The 17,909-nt window shown below is 58.7% G+C and carries 11 protein-coding genes and 2 pseudogenes; 9 read left to right on the top strand and 4 right to left on the bottom strand.

What is annotated here, in order from left to right; translation table 11 throughout:
• Positions 1–37: 37 nt before the first annotated feature.
• From CHINAEXTREME_RS11495 to CHINAEXTREME_RS22625, 3 genes are all read left to right on the top strand, one after another.
• Positions 38–2,746, top strand: a complete 2,709-nt coding sequence (locus CHINAEXTREME_RS11495; protein WP_274520294.1) for a PAS domain S-box protein — start codon at positions 38–40, stop codon at positions 2,744–2,746.
• 77 nt (positions 2,747–2,823) lie between these two features.
• The gene (locus tag CHINAEXTREME_RS11490; protein ID WP_007143689.1) at positions 2,824–3,117 is read left to right on the top strand and encodes a HalOD1 output domain-containing protein; all 294 of its coding nucleotides are present in this window, start codon (positions 2,824–2,826) and stop codon (positions 3,115–3,117) included.
• Between the two features lie 23 nt (positions 3,118–3,140).
• A complete protein-coding gene (locus CHINAEXTREME_RS22625) occupies positions 3,141–3,365 on the top strand; it encodes a DUF7576 family protein (protein WP_076738729.1) in 225 nt (74 codons plus the stop codon).
• Between the two features lie 95 nt (positions 3,366–3,460).
• Here the strand turns inward: CHINAEXTREME_RS22625 and CHINAEXTREME_RS22210 are convergent.
• Together CHINAEXTREME_RS22210 and CHINAEXTREME_RS11475 are read right to left on the bottom strand one after the other, a co-directional pair.
• A pseudogene (locus CHINAEXTREME_RS22210) lies at positions 3,461–3,923 on the bottom strand (response regulator).
• On the bottom strand, positions 3,898–7,083 hold the full coding sequence (locus CHINAEXTREME_RS11475; RefSeq protein ID WP_007143688.1) for a PAS domain S-box protein: 3,186 nt from the start codon (positions 7,081–7,083) through the stop codon (positions 3,898–3,900). The pseudogene CHINAEXTREME_RS22210 and the gene CHINAEXTREME_RS11475 overlap by 26 nt, the downstream one beginning before the upstream one ends.
• Before the next feature lie 283 nt (positions 7,084–7,366).
• Here CHINAEXTREME_RS11475 and CHINAEXTREME_RS11470 point away from each other — a divergent pair, with 283 nt between their 5' ends.
• Positions 7,367–8,299: an SDR family NAD(P)-dependent oxidoreductase gene (locus CHINAEXTREME_RS11470; protein WP_007143687.1), complete on the top strand. Its 933-nt coding sequence runs from the start codon at positions 7,367–7,369 to the stop codon at positions 8,297–8,299.
• Positions 8,300–8,345: 46 nt separating this feature from the next.
• On the opposite strand, the gene CHINAEXTREME_RS11465 is transcribed toward CHINAEXTREME_RS11470, so the two are convergent.
• The gene (locus CHINAEXTREME_RS11465; protein ID WP_007143686.1) at positions 8,346–8,699 is read right to left on the bottom strand and encodes a 4a-hydroxytetrahydrobiopterin dehydratase; all 354 of its coding nucleotides are present in this window, start codon (positions 8,697–8,699) and stop codon (positions 8,346–8,348) included.
• A 313-nt stretch (positions 8,700–9,012) separates the two neighbouring features.
• Entirely contained in the window at positions 9,013–9,414 is a 402-nt protein-coding gene (locus CHINAEXTREME_RS11460) for a response regulator (protein WP_007143685.1), read from the bottom strand.
• 231 nt (positions 9,415–9,645) lie between these two features.
• On the opposite strand from CHINAEXTREME_RS11460, the gene CHINAEXTREME_RS11455 reads away from it, so the two are divergent.
• The 5 genes and pseudogenes from CHINAEXTREME_RS11455 (at position 9,646) to CHINAEXTREME_RS11435 (ending at position 17,888) form a co-directional block, all read left to right on the top strand.
• The gene (locus CHINAEXTREME_RS11455; protein ID WP_007143684.1) at positions 9,646–10,248 is read left to right on the top strand and encodes a class I SAM-dependent methyltransferase; all 603 of its coding nucleotides are present in this window, start codon (positions 9,646–9,648) and stop codon (positions 10,246–10,248) included.
• A gap of 73 nt (positions 10,249–10,321) precedes the next feature.
• Positions 10,322–11,377 (top strand): annotated as a pseudogene (locus CHINAEXTREME_RS11450) (sensor histidine kinase); the annotation flags it as partial.
• A 289-nt stretch (positions 11,378–11,666) separates the two neighbouring features.
• Positions 11,667–12,707, top strand: a complete 1,041-nt coding sequence (locus CHINAEXTREME_RS11445; RefSeq protein WP_007143682.1) for a hypothetical protein — start codon at positions 11,667–11,669, stop codon at positions 12,705–12,707.
• A 191-nt stretch (positions 12,708–12,898) separates the two neighbouring features.
• The gene (locus tag CHINAEXTREME_RS11440) at positions 12,899–16,549 is read left to right on the top strand and encodes an AAA family ATPase (protein ID WP_007143681.1); all 3,651 of its coding nucleotides are present in this window, start codon (positions 12,899–12,901) and stop codon (positions 16,547–16,549) included.
• Positions 16,542–17,888: a hypothetical protein gene (locus CHINAEXTREME_RS11435; RefSeq protein WP_007143680.1), complete on the top strand. Its 1,347-nt coding sequence runs from the start codon at positions 16,542–16,544 to the stop codon at positions 17,886–17,888. Before CHINAEXTREME_RS11440 ends, CHINAEXTREME_RS11435 begins: the two co-directional genes overlap by 8 nt.
• The last annotated feature ends 21 nt before the right edge of the window (positions 17,889–17,909 follow it).

Below are 17,909 nucleotides of genomic sequence, written 5' to 3'. Positions count from 1 at the left end.
TGACCTTTCCGCATCGGAAGAGTACCAAGCCCTATCCATGGATGAGTCGGGTCGTCCAGAGCCGACGCTAGCCGACGTGCAACGTGTTTTCGACGCTTTAGATAAATCCGGAGAGCCCCTCACCACGGCCGAAGTTGCGGAGGCCCTGGGTTGCGAACGACAGGGTACGTCCGAGAAGCTTCACGCGCTAGCAGAGCAGGATGCGCTCGAGCGAAAGCGGACTGAAAGTGGGGAGTTGTGGTGGCGTTCCGCTGACCAACGCGAGACGATCGAAGCCGAACGTGGGGAAGAGTTTCAAGCCCTTGTTCAAGCGGTCACGGAATACGCCATCTTCATGATGGATCCGAACGGGATCGTTCAGAGCTGGAACACCGGCGCCGAGCAGTTGAAAGGGTACTCCGAAGAAGAAATCATCGGAGAGCATTTCTCCATCTTCTATCCGGACGACGCTGTCGAGGCCAGCGTTCCGGAGAACAATCTGGAAAAGGCGCGAGAGCGTGGCTACCTGGAGGACGAAGGCTGGCGGATCCACAAAAACGGTGAGCGGTTCTGGGCGAACGTAACGATTACACCGATTTGGGGTGACGACGACGAGTTGCGCGGCTTCGCGAAAGTGACGCGGGATATGACCGAGCGCCACGAATACGAAGAACGACTCCGCCGGGAGAAAGAGCGATTCCAGCGGATGGTCGAGGAGGTTCAGGACTACGCCATCTTCATGCTGGATCCGGAGGGCTATATTCAGACCTGGAACGAGGGCGCCGAACGAATCAAAGGCTACCGGGAGCGGGAGATCGTCGGCAAACACTTCTCGCTTTTCTACCCCGAGAACAGGGAGGATCGGTCACCCGAGGAAATGCTCGCACAGGCTGCCGCTCGAGGACGGGTCGAAGACGAAGGCTGGCGTCTCCGACAGGACGGCTCGCGGTTTTGGGCGAACGTCGTCATCACAGCCCTGTACGACGACGACGAGGAACTTCGTGGTTTCGTAAAAGTCACGCGCGACCTGACGGAGCGCAAACGCCGTGAGGATCGCCTCGCCGCGCTCGACGAGATGGGCCGCCAGTTGCTCGAGGCCGAGTCACCACGGGACGTCAGCGAAACGGTCACTGATGCGGCGGAGACCGACCTGGATCTTCCGATCACGATGATCGCCCTGTACGACGACGAAAGCGGCACACTCCGACCGCTCGGGCAAACGACCCGTGCCGAACAGCTACAGTCGGACGTCCCGTTTCTCAATCCGACGTCCGACGTTCCCTGGGACGCGTTCGGCAGCGACGAGCCCCTCGTCATCGATGATCTCACGAACCAGTTCGACCAGCTACCGGCCGATCCGCCGATAGCGAGCGGCATTATCATCCCTCTCGGTAGGCACGGCGTCTTCATCACTGGCTTCGAAGAACCCGAACGCCCGAGCGACGAGGCGCTCGATTTTGTGAAGATCGTTGCAGCGGATCTCGAAGCCGCCCTCGACCACGTGGACCGGCAACAACTCCTTCGCGAACGGGAAGCGGCCCTCGAGGACCAAAACGACTCGCTCGCCCGCCTCAATCGGATCAACGGCATCATCAGAACCATCGACCAGGCGCTCATCGGCGCATCGACGCGGGACGAAATCGAACAGGCAGTCTGTACCGAATTGGTGACTGCCGGACCGTATCGGGTCGCTTGGATCGGGCGGCAAGATGCGGCTTCCGAGTCGATCACCCCAGTAGCTGCCGCTGGCATCGAGACCGACTACGTGGCCGATCTCGACATCGACACCGACGACGGGCCGGCGGCGGAGCACCCGGCCGGGATCGCCGCCCGCTCGCGCGAACCGTATACGATCCAGGATATCCGGTCGGATCCCCCGTTCGAGCCCTGGCGGAAAGAAGCGCTCAAGCGGGGCTATCGGTCCATGATCAGCGTGCCGATTCTCTACGAGAATACGCTCTACGGTGTTCTCACGGTTCAGGCCGAGCAGCCCGAAACGTTCACCGGGATGGAAGCTCAGGTCATCGAAGAACTCGGGGAAACCGTCGCTCACGCGATCAACGCGCTCGAAAGCAAGCAAGCGCTCGTGAGCGACGAAATCATCGAACTGGCGTTCCGCGTCCGTGATAGCGACGTCCCACTTCTCCGACTGGTCGATCGGGCGGACTGTACGTTCGAACTCGATAACGTCTTATCGTACGAAGATGGGTCCCTTAGCGCATTTTTCACCACCCATGGTGCAGAGCGGTCGGCGATCGAAGACTTCGTCGAGCAGTCACTCGCGTTCTCAGACCTCCGACTCATCGTCGAAGATGACGAAGAGCAATGCACGTTCGAGGTAACCGTGGACGAAGGGAGTATCATTGCAACGCTACTGGATCACGGAGCAGTCCCACGGACGATCACGGCCGAAGCCGGGGAAGCGCGCGTGGTCGTCGCCCTCTCTACGCAGGCCGACGTCCGGGAATTCATCGAAATGCTGCAGTCGAAGTACCACGAGTTGGAACTGACGGCACGGCGAACCCGTGATCGGGGAGCACGGACGCCTGAGGATTTCAAAGCCGCATTCGAAGAACGAATTACTGACCGACAGCGCGAGGTCCTCCGGACTGCGTACTTCAGCGGGTTTTTCGACGCGCCGCGCAGGAGCACCGGCGAAGAGATCGGCGAGGCGTTGGGCGTATCCCAGCCGACGGTCAATCACCACCTCCGCGCCAGTCAGCGCGAACTACTCGGGATGCTATACGATGAGACGCCACCGATCTAGATAAATAACCGGCGACGAGAACGGCGGTTACGCATCAACAATAAATCCCCTTCCCCGAGCCGGGCGTACCGATAGTTGTGTCAGAGATCACCCTCCCCGCAAGTGCAGAGCCCGCCACCGAGCCAGTCACCATCGATATCGTTACCGCCGTCGCAGATACCAAAGGTGTCGATCCGACCGAACTCCCTCCGCTGTACTACGCGATCGACCCCGATGCTATCGACCAGCTCTTCCAATCACAGGTTCAAAACGAATCCCTGCGGGTCCAGTTTACGTTCGCTGGATGTGACGTTACCATCAGCAGCGATAGGCAGGTGACGGTGACGGTGACGCCGTCCGACGCTGACTGCGAGAGTAGTCTCGAAGCGTGAGTTCACCGGAGAACCACTAGCCGATGCCAGACCCAGACGAAAAGCCGGACCAAACGCCTTCGGACGCGCCTCTAAACAAGGAACTCGAGCTGTGCGCCAACTGCGGGGCAGCGCTCTCGAAGGACGAGTGGTGCCCAATAATCACGGATACCGATACTGACGGGAATCTCGTCATCCGATCCTTCTGTGATGAAGCATGTAAAGCGGCCTGGAGCGACGGAGATATCTCAGGAAATAGGAATGGGTGAACGGCCGTTCGACTGTCGGTGGTCCGGTCGACTTCGGGTGGACCAAGCGAGCAGCGTCCTCGCGTTCCATCAAATCACTACACGTTGCGTAGCTGTCACCGTGGGTAGAGCCGAGCGGTAGACAACCGAAACTCCTCCACCCTCCGGATACTATCGATGAATTCGTCCGGGTCGGTGGGCTTCGTGAGACACGCATTCGCTCCGAGATCGTCCGATCTCGTAACGTCCCCTCGGCTCGAGAACCCGTCAACACGACCACCGGTATCCGTCGAAGGTCGGGGGCCGCTTGCATCTCCTCGAGAACCTCGCCCCGTCCTTTCGTGAAAGATCGAGCACAAGGAACACGATATCCGGACGGGGCGCAGTAGCGTACTCCCCCCGTTGGAACGGGAAATCCAGCGCGTCAGCCCCATCGCCAACGATGTGGTGCGGACTATCGATCCGACCGTCTTCGAACGCTTCTTTCGTCAGACGAACGCCATCCGGGTTATCTGCGGCCAGGAGAACGTCCGCCGAAGAACGACCTCCCTGCTCAGTCGTTGGAAGCCTTCCGAACAGCGGGCAGCGTGAACGAGAAGGTGGCACCGTCGCCTGGTTCCGAGTCGACCCAGATGTCGCCATCGTGGCGCTCGACGATTCGCTCACAGAGCGCTAATCCGATTCCCGTTCCCGAATGATCGTCCGGTCCGTGCAGGCTCTGGAACACTTCGAAGATACGGTCGGTATCTTCCGGATCGATACCGATGCCCCGGTCGCTGACGGAAATTACCCACTCGTCGCTATCGCGTTCGGCCGTGATATCCACCTCCGGTGGCTCGTCGCCGCTGTACTCGATAGCGTTCTCCAGCAAATTCTGGAAGACTTGTCGCAACTGCCCCTCGTCGCCGTTGACGCGGGGCAACGGGTCGGCGGATATCTCGGTATCACTCTCTTCGATTTTCACCCGGAGGTCGTCTCGAACGTCGTCGAGAACGGCATCGAGGTCGACCGGTTGCAACGGTTCGCCGCGCGATTCGACCCGCGAGTACTGTAACAGCCCATCGATCATCTCGCGCATCCGATCGGCCCCGTCCACCGCGAACTCGAGGAACTCCTCGCCGTCCTCGTCGAGTTCGTCGCCGTACCGATCCTCGATGAGCTGGAGATAACTGGAAATCATCCGAAGCGGCTCCTGGAGGTCGTGCGAGGCCGCGTAGGCGAACTGCTCTAACCGCTCGTTGGATTCCCTGAGGTCGGCTATCACCTCCTCGAGTTCTCGCTGGTACCGATTCCGTTCGATCGCTTCGGCGAGGATGTTGGCGACGCTCTGAACGAAGGTGAGGTCCTCCTCGGTGAAGTCGCGCTTGGTGGTATCGTGCGTGCCGAGAATTCCCCACGGGTTGTCGATCGACCCGATGATGGTGCTGATCCCGCTCTGTACGTCGTGTGAGGTGAGCAGTTCCGGCCCACTGAACCGCGTTTCCGCGTCGAGATCGTCGACGACGACTGGTTCTTCGGAGAGCAAGGTATACCCGGCCTGCGAGTTGTCGTCGATGGCGGTGGTCGCGTTTCCAACGACTCCCTCATCCCAGCCCACGCCCTGGCGCAGCAGCAACTCTTGCTCGGAGGAATCGAGGTCGAGCACTTTACAGTAGTCGTTGTCGAGTACCTCGGCGACGTTCCGGGCCGCTTCATGCATGAGTTCGTCCACGTCATCGGTTTCCAGGGCGAACTGCCCGAGGTCGGCCACGACCTGCTGTTGTTGTGCTCGGTGTTCGAGCGCTCGCTCCCGCTCTTTTCGCTCGGTAACGTCCTCGATGATCCCTTCAACGCTTCCGAGAGTTCCGTCGTCGAAAACGGCGCGACCGTAGTCCTTGACCCACCGGCGTTCGCCGTCTGCGGTTTCAATGCGATACGTCTCGGAGAACATCGGCTCCTCTTCGGTCGTGCGCTGGACGGTTTCCCAGAGCGTGTCGCGCTCCTCCTCGACCATGATATCGCGACCCCACTCGATGTCGCCACTCTCGAGGGAATCGGAGTCGTAGCCCGTCAATTCCAGGCAGGCATCGCTGACGAACTCCATGGGCCAGCCCCGCTCGTTGCGGCACCGGTAGACCATTCCCGGGACGTTATCCATCAGCGTCGACAGTTGCCGTTCCCGCTCTTGGAGCGCTCGTTCACGTTCCTTCCGCTCTGTGACGTCCCGGAAGTACACCGAAATACCGGATTCGGAGGGGTAAAGATTCGCTTCGATCCAGAAGTCGAGTGGCTCGTAGTAGAGTTCGTAACTGGTCGCTTTCTGTGAGTTCATCGCCGTGTGGAAGGCGTCCCACATTTCGTCGATCTCGGCGGCAGCGGGGAGGACATCCCAGAGGCGTTCCTCGAGGAGTTCCTCCTCGGAGCGCTGGAGGAGTTCCTCGGCACGCTCGTTAACCAGCGTGAATCGGAAGCCTTCGTCGACGGCGAAGAACGCGTCGGAGATTCGACCGAGGATCCGCTGGAGTTCGGTTTCCAGTTCCTGTTCGCGCCGCCGTCGGTCAGTCATGTCGCGGGTGACCTTGAGATACCCACGATGCGTTCCATCGTCGTCCCACACGGCGGTGATCGTCACGTTTGCCCAGAACTGCGTGCCGTCCTTGCGGACCCGCCACCCTTCGTCCTCGGTCGAACCGGTTTCGAGTGCCCGCTGGAGATTCCGTTCGGGAACACCCGCCGCTTGATCCTCGGCCGTATAGAACCTCGAGAAGTGTTCGCCCAGGATGTCCGATGCCTCGTAGCCTTTGATCTCCTTGGCGCCTTCGTTCCAGCTGATGACGTTCCCCTCGATATCGAGGCGGAAAATAGCGTACTCCTCGACGGCGTCGACCAGTGATTGGAAGCGCTCTTCCGTTTCGCGAAGGGCGTCTTCGGATCGTTTGCGCTCCGTGATATCGTAGTAGAGTTCGATGCGCCCACCGGCGTATTGGCCGGATTCGATCGGTTCACTGTAGTGCTCTAGCCAACGCTCCTGTCGGTCGTTGCCCGGAGAGATGCGGAATTCAAACCGTTCGACGTAGTCATTGTCATTGTAGGTCGACAGAATTCGATCGGCAAATTGTTCCGAGTCCACGATAGCCTCCTGTGCGATTTCGGTGACGACCTGTCGTTTGTTCCGGCCGATGAGGTCGTCCCGATCGAGATCGAAATGCCGGCAAGCAGTTTCGTCGACCCAGGCGACGTCGAACCCGTCGTCGAGGATGAAGACGCCGACGTTCGCTTCGTCGAGCACGTTCGTAATCGCGTCGTAGGAGGCGTGTGCTGACGCCAACGAGTCCAGTCGTTGCTTCGTCTCGGAGATGTCGCGAGCGACGCCGATAGTCCCCTGGAACTCCCCGTCTTCGATCAAGAGACTGATCCGCAGTTCGCACGGGACCGCCCCTCCGTCGGCAGTTTGTATGGCGAGTTCGAAGGTGGCGATCCCGCCCCTGTTCGATTCGAGTTGGCTCGTGATTCTCCGTTCGATTCGTTCGATGTCGCCATCGGCGAGGACGAGCGAAACGTGCTCGCCGAGAAGTTCGTCACGTGAGTAGCCGGTCGTTTCCGCGATCACGTCGTTGACGGCGACGAAGTGACCCTCGCGATCGAGCTGGTAGATTCCATCGTCGATGGTATTGACGAGCGTCCGGTAGCGTTGCAGGGCTACGTTTGCATCGGCATCCCCCCAGAACGCCTCTTCAGACGAGCCCGATCGTGTACTCATATCCCCATGCTTGCGATAGAGGCTGTTAAAGTGCCCGCTACACACGGACAGCAGACAGGGGAACAGCTTCTTGACTTCGTCTGGTGACAGTGAGACCTCTTCCGCGCAGTTTCTTGAACCAGTAACCGACGACGGCTGGCGTTGAATCCAACGACACCGAACTCCGATCGAAACTCGACGGAACGATCTTCGGAGGCGCGTTCACCAACTCGGTGTTCGGTTCGTCCTCGTGCTCGGTCCGGTTAGGGAGTGCCGTCTTGAGAACGGAACTCGTTGTCGCGGTATGAACGATCGTCCGGAGGGACTCGCAGGCGTGGGTCACGTAAATTGTAGCGGGCAAACCGCGCTGATTACGGGTTCGACGAACGGAATTGGGCGTGCTGCTGCCCTCGCGCTCGGCCGACTCGGCGCTGATGTAGTCGTTCACGGACGAGATGTAGACGCTGGCGAGTCCGTCGTCGATGAACTGGAGACGATCGGTGCCGAGGCGACGTTCGTCCCTGCTGATTTCACGGATATCGATGCCGTTCGGGAACTCGCCAGGACAGTTCGGGAGGAAACCGATGGTCTCGATTACCTGTTCAACAACGCTGGCGGGTATTTCCGTACGGGTCGACTCACTGATCAGGGTGTCGAGTACACGTTTCACATCAATCACATCGCACCGTATCAACTGACCGCGGACCTGATCGACCACCTCACCGACGATGCCTGTATCGTCACGACATCGTCGGCGGCACACCGCGGCGTATCGCTCGACCTGGATCGTGTCGAAACGGTCGAGTCGTACTCCTCGATGCGGGCTTACAGCCACTCGAAACTCGCGAATATTCTCTTTTCGAGGGAACTCGCCCGTCGGGTCGCTGCCCAAGGTCGATCGATCAGATCGAATAGCGTCCATCCAGGTGCGATTCCGGGAACCGACTTCAGCCGGTTCCTGCCACGACCGCTTCCGGCGCTCGTCTCCGCGCTCGACGTGGTTCCCGGTATCACGTCGGTTGCCGATGGCGCTGCTGAACTGCTGTATGCTGCTCTCTCGCCCGAAGCCACGGCCGTCACTGGCCAGTATTTTGCGAAGCAGTCGACCAGAACACCTTCGCGGGCGGCCAGGAACGACGACGCTGCACGCCGTCTGTGGGAACGAAGCGCGACCCTCCTCGACATCGACGAACCGCTTGCGGAGGTCGGAGAGAGTGTCAACCCGCCATCGGAATGACCGACTCGAGGGAGTATTGAGCTGTTGAGACGCTTCTCAGTCGGTTTCAATCTGGAGCGTACGCTTCGTGAATCCGATCCATGCGCGCCGCCATTACGAAGTCTGTCTTGTGCAGTCCGTCGATTTTGTGCGTCCACATTTCGACTCGCACCTCGCCCCACTGAAGATGAATGTCTGGGTGATGCCACTCTTTTTCCGCGAGTTCCCCGATCTCGTAAGTGAACTCGAGTGCGTCGCGGAAATTTTCGAACGGATACACTCCTTCGAGATGATGGTCGTTGACCACTTCCCAGACATCATCGTCGATTTCAGTTAGGTAGCCGGCATACTCTGCCTCTGTGAGTGGTTCGTCCTCTGATGTACAGGCCTCACATTCCTCGTCGGCAAGTGACGGTACCATGCCCGTACGTTCGACGGGTTCGGTACTTGTGTGTTTGTCTAGCACAGAAGTCTCCCCTACGGAGGACACAGTTCTATCGATCAGTTGGTTCGCGGTTTACTGCGTGTAAACTCGACAGTCACCGACTGCTGTACTCACACTCTCTGTTCAGTAGACGTCTTCAGACGGAACCTGAGTGGAACGTTCAGTTTCTACTGACTACGGGGCGGGAATGCGACATGGAATGAAAGTCAAGTTTCGAAGGTAGTGATCGTTCAGTACAGGTCAAGAAGTTGTCGTAGAGACCGTCTTCGTCAGTTATCCTGCATAACTGCTATAACCGGAACTGATCGAACGACCGAATTACCTCAGCGAACTCGCCGGGATCGACCGGCTTTTCGAGGACTGCATCTTCGTCCGTGTCGTGACAGAGATCGCGGGATTCAGTGAGGGTCTCGTCCACTCCGGTCAGGACGATCACTGGGACGTGTTCCAGTTCGGGATGGTGTTCGATTTCATGTAGAACGTCTTCACCGTCCACTCTCGGCAGGATCAGGTCGAGCAATCCGATGTCCGGTCCGGAAGCGTCCTCGTACTCGTTGCGTCGATAAACGAAGTCGAGGGCCGCTTGCGAGGGCCGCTTGACCCTCAGTGACCGTTGGAGTGTGTTTGCGATGTTGCCGTCCGAGAAGGATTCTTTTATGAGTTGAACGTCGCCGGGATTATCCTCTATCAATAGTATTGCCGCTTCTGATTCCCCTCACCCATTATCGTGGAGAGGAACCCCGGTGACCAATCGAAGGACGCCGACCTGAACAGCCCGGTTGCTTAACGCGGCTCATAGCCGGCTCCCGACTCGAGACGCGAACGAAGCTGTTACGGTGTCAGACGCTGAGTTTGTCCCTCGTCGAACACCTTCGTTCGACCGGGAGCAAAGACTGATGCAGTCTTCGCCACTAGTCGGTGTGTGGAGCGGGACCAAATCCGCCGCGCGTGGGACGAGATTGCCCGGACCTACGCCGAGCGTCGAAACCCGGATGGCTCCGACGCAGCGCTCATCGAGGACTTGCTTGTCGACTGTCCGCCGGAGCCGCTGGTTATCGATATCGGGTGCGGTGATGGAGCCAGAACCCTCGCCAATCTTCCGGCAGGGAGCGTCGGCGTTGATCTCTCCCGGGCAGGACTTCAGCTGGCGGCCGACACCGTCCCGTCGACGGCACTCGTGCAGGCGGATATGGCCAGCCTGCCGGTGGCGGAGAACACCGCCGATGGAATGACGGCCTACCACGCCGTCTTTCACGTGCCACGAAGCGACCATCCGACGGTGTACCGCGAGTTTGCTCGCGTACTGAAACCGGGCGGCAGACTACTGATGACGCTTCCGACCGGGCGCTTCGAAACCGTTCGCAATGGGTGGATGGGTGGGAAGATGTTCTTTTCAACGCCCGGTCGAAAACGGACCCTCGAGCAATTAGCCGAGGCCGGCTTCGAGATCATGGATACGAGAACGGTCACTGACCCACTGGGAACCGACAGCGAGTTCGTCTTTGCCGACAACACCTGCGGCTGAACCGTCACTGTCGTTCGCGGCGTCTCTTGACCAGCAGTTGACCTGCGCCGTGTGGATCACGTCGTTTGAAGCCCTCGAGGAGTCCGAGCGGCGCTACCGGACGCTCGTCGAGCACTTCCCGAACGGGTCGGTCGGCCTGTTCGACGAGGACCTGCGGTACACCGCCGCCGGCGGTCAGCTCTTCGATGACCTCGATTTCGATCTCGATCCGGAGGACCGAATCGGTGAGCAGTTTACCGAACTCCATCCGCCGGAGATCGTCGAAGAGGTACAGCCCTACTTCGAGGCCGCACTCGACGGCGAACCGAAATCTTTCGAGATAGAGTACGCCGACCGCCACCTCTATGGAAACACGCTGCCCGTCCGGGACGTCAACGACGAGGTGTTCGCGGGTATGCTCGTAATCCAGGACGTCACCGAGCGTCGGGAGTACGAGCGCATGCTGGAGGAATCCAACGAGCGTCTCGAACAGTTCGCCTACGCGGCCTCCCACGACTTGCAGGAACCGTTGCGGATGGTCTCGAGTTATCTCCAACTGCTCGAGAGCCGATACGCCGACGAATTGGATGAAGACGGCGAGGAGTTCATCGAGTTCGCAGTTGTCGGTGCCGACCGGATGCGCGACATGATCGACGGTCTGCTCGAGTACTCCCGCGTCGAGACGGAGGGCGACCCCTTCGAGCCCGTGGATCTCGATGCGGTGCTCGACGACGTGCTGACGGATCTCCAACTCCAAATCGAAGAGACGCATGCCCACATCACCGTCGACGACCTGCCCACCGTCCAGGGTGACGGCGAACAGCTCCGCCAGGTGTTCCAGAACCTGCTGGACAATGCAATCGAGTACAGTGGCGACGAGCCGCCGCGGATCCACGTGTCGGCCGACCACGAGGGGTCGAAGTGGTGCATCTCGGTGCGCGACGAGGGGATCGGCATCGATCCGGAGCAGCAGGACCGCATCTTCGAAGTATTCCAGCAGTTACACTCCCGCGAAGAACACGCCGGCACGGGGATCGGCCTGGCGCTCTGCCAGCGGATCGTCAAGCGTCATGGCGGCGAGATCCGGGTCAACTCCGAACCCGGCGAGGGGACGACGTTCTCGTTTACACTGCCGGCTATCGATACGTGAGCGCCCCGTGCTGCCTGCTCACTTCCCTCTCGAACTGAACATCGAGGCTACTGACTATGCGCTCTGTATTCAGCACAACTATTGAAAACTATCACTGGGTGAGAAATTCAACACACCGGATGATCTATTCTCGCCCTTCTCCCTGGGGTTGCACGTCGGCGGAATCAGGTTCCCGAATATGCATACGAACGCCTGCCAAAACGAGCCTGGAATTCTTCGCTTGAATCGATGTGCGAGAGAAGAATCCCAGTACCCAAAGTATATTTGACTAATAGATGATCTCCGTGTAATGTATCTCTATTCGCCGGACGAGATCGACCGGGAGCGAGCGAATCACCAGGCGGTGATTCAGGGTGCGGACGACATCGACGTGAAACGGATCGGGAATCTCGGTGAGCTCGCGTTCGAGCAGTTCTGTCGAGAGTACCTTCCAGTCGAGATGTGGGAATGGCAGAACGAAGCGGCAATTCGGCGGTGTAACCCAGAGAGTTTCTCTGGCCACGATTTCGAGGTGTTCGGGTACGATGTAGACGTGAAGACCTCGAGAGACGTCTCGGCGTTTCGGCCATCGAATCTGCTGGAGAACGATCCTGACGACGACATCATCGCGATGGTCTGGCATCGGGACAACGAGGATGCCCTGATCCTGTTGGGATGGGAACGCACTGAGACGCTCAAATCGAAGGTCAGTACCCAGGAGGCATATTCCGGCGAAGGGCCCGAGAAACTCGCCCACCTGGCTGCCCGGCCGATGAATGAGTTACACGACTTGGGCCCGAACACAGCTCATCTCAATCAAAAACCGGAGAACCCGTTCTCACCCGGCGATCGTGTCGTAAAGCAAGGAGACGGTGATGCTTCGGTCGCAGTGGTCGTTGAGGTATTGCCACCGGAGAAAAATACGACAGCTTACGGGCAAGAGATGGATGGGGAAGCCGTGAACGTCGCGTTTCCGAATATGCTCGATAACGGTCCTGGGAACTGGAGAGAGATCCATCCGGCGAAGCTAGCTTCGTATTGTGACGATCAAGATATCAAGCTCTATACCTACAAACACACGAATCTCGAGTATCCTGAGAACCCTTTCACCCCAGGAGACTACGTCATCAAACCAGATTACGACGACCCGGATCTAGCAGTGGTTCTCGAGGTTGCAGAGGAGTCCGACGATGACCGAGAGATCACTATCGCGTTTTGTAAGCATCTCGAAAAAGAACTCGGCGAACAGCACGACGTAAATCCGACCGACCTCAGTTCGCGTTGCGAAGAAGCGGGTATCAAATCCTACTCTTACACTCATGATGAGTTGCGGTTCGAACACCAATACTGACGGCATCTCGGTTCCCTCGTTGGCTGAGGCGTTTCACCGAGCTACGAACTCACTGTCGACGGCGAATTGAACATATCGATGTCGACTTCTTCGAAGAGGAGACTGTTATCATCAAACTGTATTGTAGAGGACGAAGTTGACATCGGTGTAAACAGGATTTATAATACGGTGCTGTGACGTGTTACGAAAGAATGACGGACGATCGTCGGATGTCTACCGCACGGTTCTACGGTGACCTCGCGGAGCGATCCGAGATTCTGGCTGATTTGCTCTCGTTTCTCGAGTCGGCTGGCGAAAACTCAGACGGCGTTCCTCGAGACGACGTCGTAGACTGGATCGCCGCCAGGACGAACGCTGAAGACCCTGACGCCATCGAACGACGACTGCAGTTCCTCGAGCAATTGGACCTGCTCGAGAGCACGGATGCTACATACAGCTGTACCCGAATTGGACGGTGCTATCTCGAGGAACAGGACCCAGCGGTCCTCTACAACGCCCTTCGAACCACGGTCAAAGGGTTCGACACGATCCTCGCTGCACTCACTACTGAACCGAAAACCGATGAGGAACTCATGGAGTTGCTCGTGGAGACCTTCGAGGAGTGTCAGATGGAAACGCCCGGCGTTGCGAGCCGCCATCGTGAGTGGCTGCAGACGACCGGCTACGTCGATCGAAGCGACGATCAGATCCATCTCACCGCAGCCGGTGAAGCAGTCGCCGAACAACTACACGGGGTTTCGAGTGTCGACCTCGAGTCTGACACTATCTACGAACGCCGCGAACTGCACTCGGCATATGGCGGCAGCATCCAGGGAGGAATCGCTCCCTCGAGGGACGAACCGGTCGTCTTTCTCTTTAGCGGTGGCACCGGCGAAGAACATGGCTACCAGGATAAACTCCGCTCGGATGGCACGATAGTCTACACGGGCGAAGGCCAGGTCGGCGACATGGAGATGGTCCGGGGCAACCGAGCGATTCGAGATCATCTCGAGGACGGCCGCGAGTTGCACTTTTTCGAGATGGAAGACGATGGCGTCCGCTACATCGGGCAATACCTCTATGCGGGTCACTTCTACGAAGGACTCCCAGACTCGGAGGGGAACACACGACGTGCAATTCGGTTCCTCCTTGCGCCAATTCGGGACGACGAACTCCCAGCCGAACGCGGGACTCGAGAGAGCACCGATTCTAGCTCCATTCAGACGGGTGCGAACTCGAACCTGCAGCAGTTTGCCGATCCCTCGGTGTACCAGGTCCCGATCAAGACGGGTGATGGCCCCATCCGGACGAATTTCGAGCGGACCATACTCGAGGACGTTCCCCGCGACCAAATCACCGATACCTACGAGCCGCCGATCGACGGGGACTCCGTTCGAGTCTGGGGGAACCAGGAAGACGAGCCGGCCGATGAGGGCGATTACCTCCTCTTCGCTGATCGAGAGGGACGCCGTGGCGGGTCGTATACACTCCTTGCGCAGATCACCCACGCCACAGTGTTAGATGACGATGTAGCAGCCCAGTTCACTAACGCAGTCGGCTGGGGCGATGTGACCGATCAGGTCTTCCCGCATGTAATGTTCCTCGAACCGATCTACGAAGCCAAGCTCGATCGAGCGCAGTTCTGGGATCTGCTCGGGTTCAAGGGCTGGCCCAACGATACGTTCAGTGCCATCAATTTCGATCGCGGTGGCTCAGGGTTCTACGAGGAGTACGATTCTGTCTCCCTGTTCATCGAGGTGATTCAGGGCGAACAGCTTTATCCTGACGGGGCTGCCGGGGAATACGACTCGTTAGACGCGGCCCTCGAGGATATTCGGTCTCGTCTCTCGGCAGAAGACAAGTCCTGGTTCCAGACTCGAGTCGGGGACTCCTTCATCGAAGAGTGGTCGGAGGCGCTCGAGGGGTTCAGGCCATCCGATACTGTCGACCGGTCGACCGCAACGAAACTCGATCAGCTTCGGATCGTCTACCGGACTCTCGAGGCGGATTTAGCCGAGAAAGCGTCTGCCCTCGGCAGTGGAACACTTGGTCGGTTTTCGCCCGCTCAGACCCTCTTCTTGGGCTGGGTGCGACTTCGCCAGGAGGAACTAGATCTCGGGGGTGGTCTCAACCAACCTCGACTCAACAGTGTGCTCAAAGATTCATACGAGGTTGGTGATCCATCCCGGGTCCAACCATCGGTTGAAATCGACCATCCACTAACGACGCACCTGCGAGACCAGGAACCGACTGTCTACAAGTTTACCGCGCCGCCAGAGTACTGGCTCACGGCCATCGAACACGGATCGCTCTCGTTCGAGCCGGAACATCGCAATCGCTGGGAACAGCTCGAGAAGGGTGACGTCGGGATTCTTCATTCACGAACCGAACCTGGAAAGGAGGAACTCGATTCCCAACCAAGCGGTGTAATCGGTGCAGTCGTCTTCGGCGAAACCACTGAGAAACCCGACCCATGGTGGTGGGAGGAATACGAGACCGATGCGGACTTCTCGATGATCGCCGGCTTCGATCGGCTCTTCCTTACCGGGGACGTCGACGCTATCGACTTCACAGAAGGGATCACTGCCAAAGAGACAGCACAAGTCAATCAAGAACTGGCTGCCCTGACGGCCAATTGCTTGTCGATCGAGGAGGCCAATCGACTCTGTGCGAATATCTCCGGAAAGGAGTTCCCCGCGCAATCGATGTATGGGACTTTCCGGACAGAGGACGGTGAAATCGATTACGAGCGTCCCGCTGCGTTGATCGAGGGGATGGCTGAGGACCTACAGGAGGTCTCACCGATCAATCCTCACCAGGACCTCGAGTGTACGCTTCCGACGGACATCCTCGAGGGGCTTCACTTCGAAGATGGACGCGGTGAGCAGATTCTCGAGCAGATCGCGACAGCGCTGCAATCCGGTAAGCACGTCTTCCTTACCGGCCCGCCGGGAACGGGGAAAACGGAGATCGCCGAACGGGTCTGTGAGTATCTCGTCGAGCATCACCCTCACTTGTACACGGATTTCGAGATGACGACAGCCACTGCTGACTGGTCGACGTTCGATACCGTCGGCGGGTATATGCCGAACGAATCCGGTGAGAACGGTGACGACCTCTCCTTTACACCCGGTATCGTCCTCAACCGGCTCAAAGATCTCGAGAGTGGGACGCAGTCGAATGAACTCCTCGTGATTGACGAACTCAACCGAGCGGATATCGACAAAGCGTTCGGGCAACTCTTCACGCTGTTGTCCGGCCAATCGGTGCAACTGCCGTACACGGTCGATGGGCGAGAAGTGGAACTCACGACGTATGCGGACCTCGAAGGACGTCCTGCTGCAAACCAGTACGTCGTTCCCAACTCGTGGCGGATCTTCGCTACGATGAACGCCTACGACAAGACGTCGCTGTACGAGATGAGTTACGCGTTCATGCGACGGTTCGCGTTCGTTCGCATCCCTGTGCCCGAACTTCCGGAGGGAACAGGACAAACAGAGGGTGGACGAACGGTCGAGGACGTCGTGCTCGAGTATGCCGATGCGTGGGAAATCGAAGCGTCCCGTCCCCAGGCGTGGGCAGTCGGCCGTGTCTGGCAAGCGACCAACCAGGCGATAGACGAACGAGCGATCGGGCCCGCAATCGTCGAAGACATCCTCCGATACATCACGCATCACCCGGAAGCGGACCTCGACCAGCACCTAACGCAGGCGGTCATCAGCTACATTTTCCCGCAGTTAGAGGGGGTGCCGAGACGTGAGAAGATCGTTCGAAGGCTCGCGGCTGTCGACGAAATCAATGGCGATCTGCTCGAATCGGCTGCCCAAGAGATGCTCCAGGTGACGCTTGCCACGAATGAATAGGGACGCCCTCCTCGAGCAGCTCACCGAGGACATCCTCGCCTACGCGAAGCATGGCTCCTTCCCGGAGCAGGAGTTGGCCCGGTCGATCAAGCCCGAGCAGTTAGACGAGCGGTTCGAGGAATACGAGTTGCTCCTGGATCTGCACTTCATTCTCCAGAGCGACGTCGTCGAGTTCTTCAGGGAACTGCCAGCGCATCTGCGTAGTATTCGGACCGAGACACAGACGACGTCTCGAACGCGGCGGGGAACGGTCGATGGGCGAATCAACTGGGGGAAGACGATCAAGAAACGGTATGCGGAGCATCCCCGCGACAGGTCGCTTTTTGTCTGCGAGAATCGATCCGAGGACTACGACATCCCCGAGAATATCGTTCTAAAGCGGTTGATTTCCGTCGTCCACGAGACGATTCGAGAAGCCGAGGAGTACCTCCGGGGCGATTACGAGTGGGTCACGGAGACATGGAAGGGGAGCGACGAACTGGTTGATGAACTCCAGCGTATCGTCGAGCGAAACGTACACGTCCGGCGGATCCGCGAGCCCGATACCTATGAGCCAACCGAGCGGATGCTGACGACGGCTGCCAATTCGCGCCACGAGGTGTATCGGGATGCGGCGTCGTTGCTTCGCTCTCGAGAGCGGTTGTTCCGAGGGGAGCCCAACGCGATCCGGCAGTTGCTCGAAGAGACCGCTATCGCACCCGACGATCAGGACACGTTGTTCGAGCTGTTCGTCCTCTTCCGGTTCGTGGCGACTCTCGAGGAGATGCGGGAGACCCAGCCCGAGTTCAAAACGATCGCCACGGATCGACAGGAACTGGCGCGGTTCAAGGGCGAGAAAGAGATCGTCCTCTACCACGATAACTCGGCCCGGGATCGTGAGCTATCGTTTGTGGCGGTCCCTGATGAGGACAAAGCGGAGTTATCTCGGACGGACAAGGTCCAGGTTGCCGCACAGGAGATTGCTGGCAACTACTTCGGAAAGGACTACCAGAATCACACGGGTCGGCCTGACGTGATCGTCCTCGAGGTCATTTCGGAGGACGAGAACGAGCACGAGTACCTGATCGTCGAGGTGAAAAATAGTACGCGGGAGGAGACGATTCGCCAGGGGATCAAGGAGACGCTCGAGTATCTCGCGTTTTTGCGGGTGAACGACGAGTTCGTGTTTGGCGAGGAAGACGGCGAGTACTTCGGATCGGGGTGGAACGGGATGCTGGTCGTGCAGGATCTTGATCGGGAGACGGCGTCTGTAGAGGGCCAAGGTGAGCAGGAGATTGCCATTCTGCAGGCTTCTGAGTTGGAAGCGGAGTTAGAGTCGGTTTTACATGGAGTGATATAAAGGAGTCAATCGAACGCGGAG

The organism is Halobiforma lacisalsi AJ5 (assembly GCF_000226975.2).
GTDB lineage: Archaea > Halobacteriota > Halobacteria > Halobacteriales > Natrialbaceae > Natronobacterium > Natronobacterium lacisalsi.
This window is presented reverse-complemented; position numbering and strand designations above follow the sequence as displayed.

What these genes read in the sequence shown, in the direction of transcription:
- CHINAEXTREME_RS11435 (WP_007143680.1), top strand. Translation starts at nt 16,542, where the DNA reads ATGAATAGGGACGCCCTCCTCGAGCAGCTCACCGAGGACATCCTCGCC.
- CHINAEXTREME_RS11440 (WP_007143681.1), top strand. Translation starts at nt 12,899, where the DNA reads ATGACGGACGATCGTCGGATGTCTACCGCACGGTTCTACGGTGACCTC.
- CHINAEXTREME_RS11495 (WP_274520294.1), top strand. Translation starts at nt 38, where the DNA reads ATGGATGAGTCGGGTCGTCCAGAGCCGACGCTAGCCGACGTGCAACGT.
- CHINAEXTREME_RS22625 (WP_076738729.1), top strand. Translation starts at nt 3,141, where the DNA reads ATGCCAGACCCAGACGAAAAGCCGGACCAAACGCCTTCGGACGCGCCT.
- CHINAEXTREME_RS11465 (WP_007143686.1), bottom strand. Translation starts at nt 8,699, where the DNA reads ATGGTACCGTCACTTGCCGACGAGGAATGTGAGGCCTGTACATCAGAG.
- CHINAEXTREME_RS11475 (WP_007143688.1), bottom strand. Translation starts at nt 7,083, where the DNA reads ATGAGTACACGATCGGGCTCGTCTGAAGAGGCGTTCTGGGGGGATGCC.
- CHINAEXTREME_RS11470 (WP_007143687.1), top strand. Translation starts at nt 7,367, where the DNA reads ATGAACGATCGTCCGGAGGGACTCGCAGGCGTGGGTCACGTAAATTGT.
- CHINAEXTREME_RS11445 (WP_007143682.1), top strand. Translation starts at nt 11,667, where the DNA reads ATGTATCTCTATTCGCCGGACGAGATCGACCGGGAGCGAGCGAATCAC.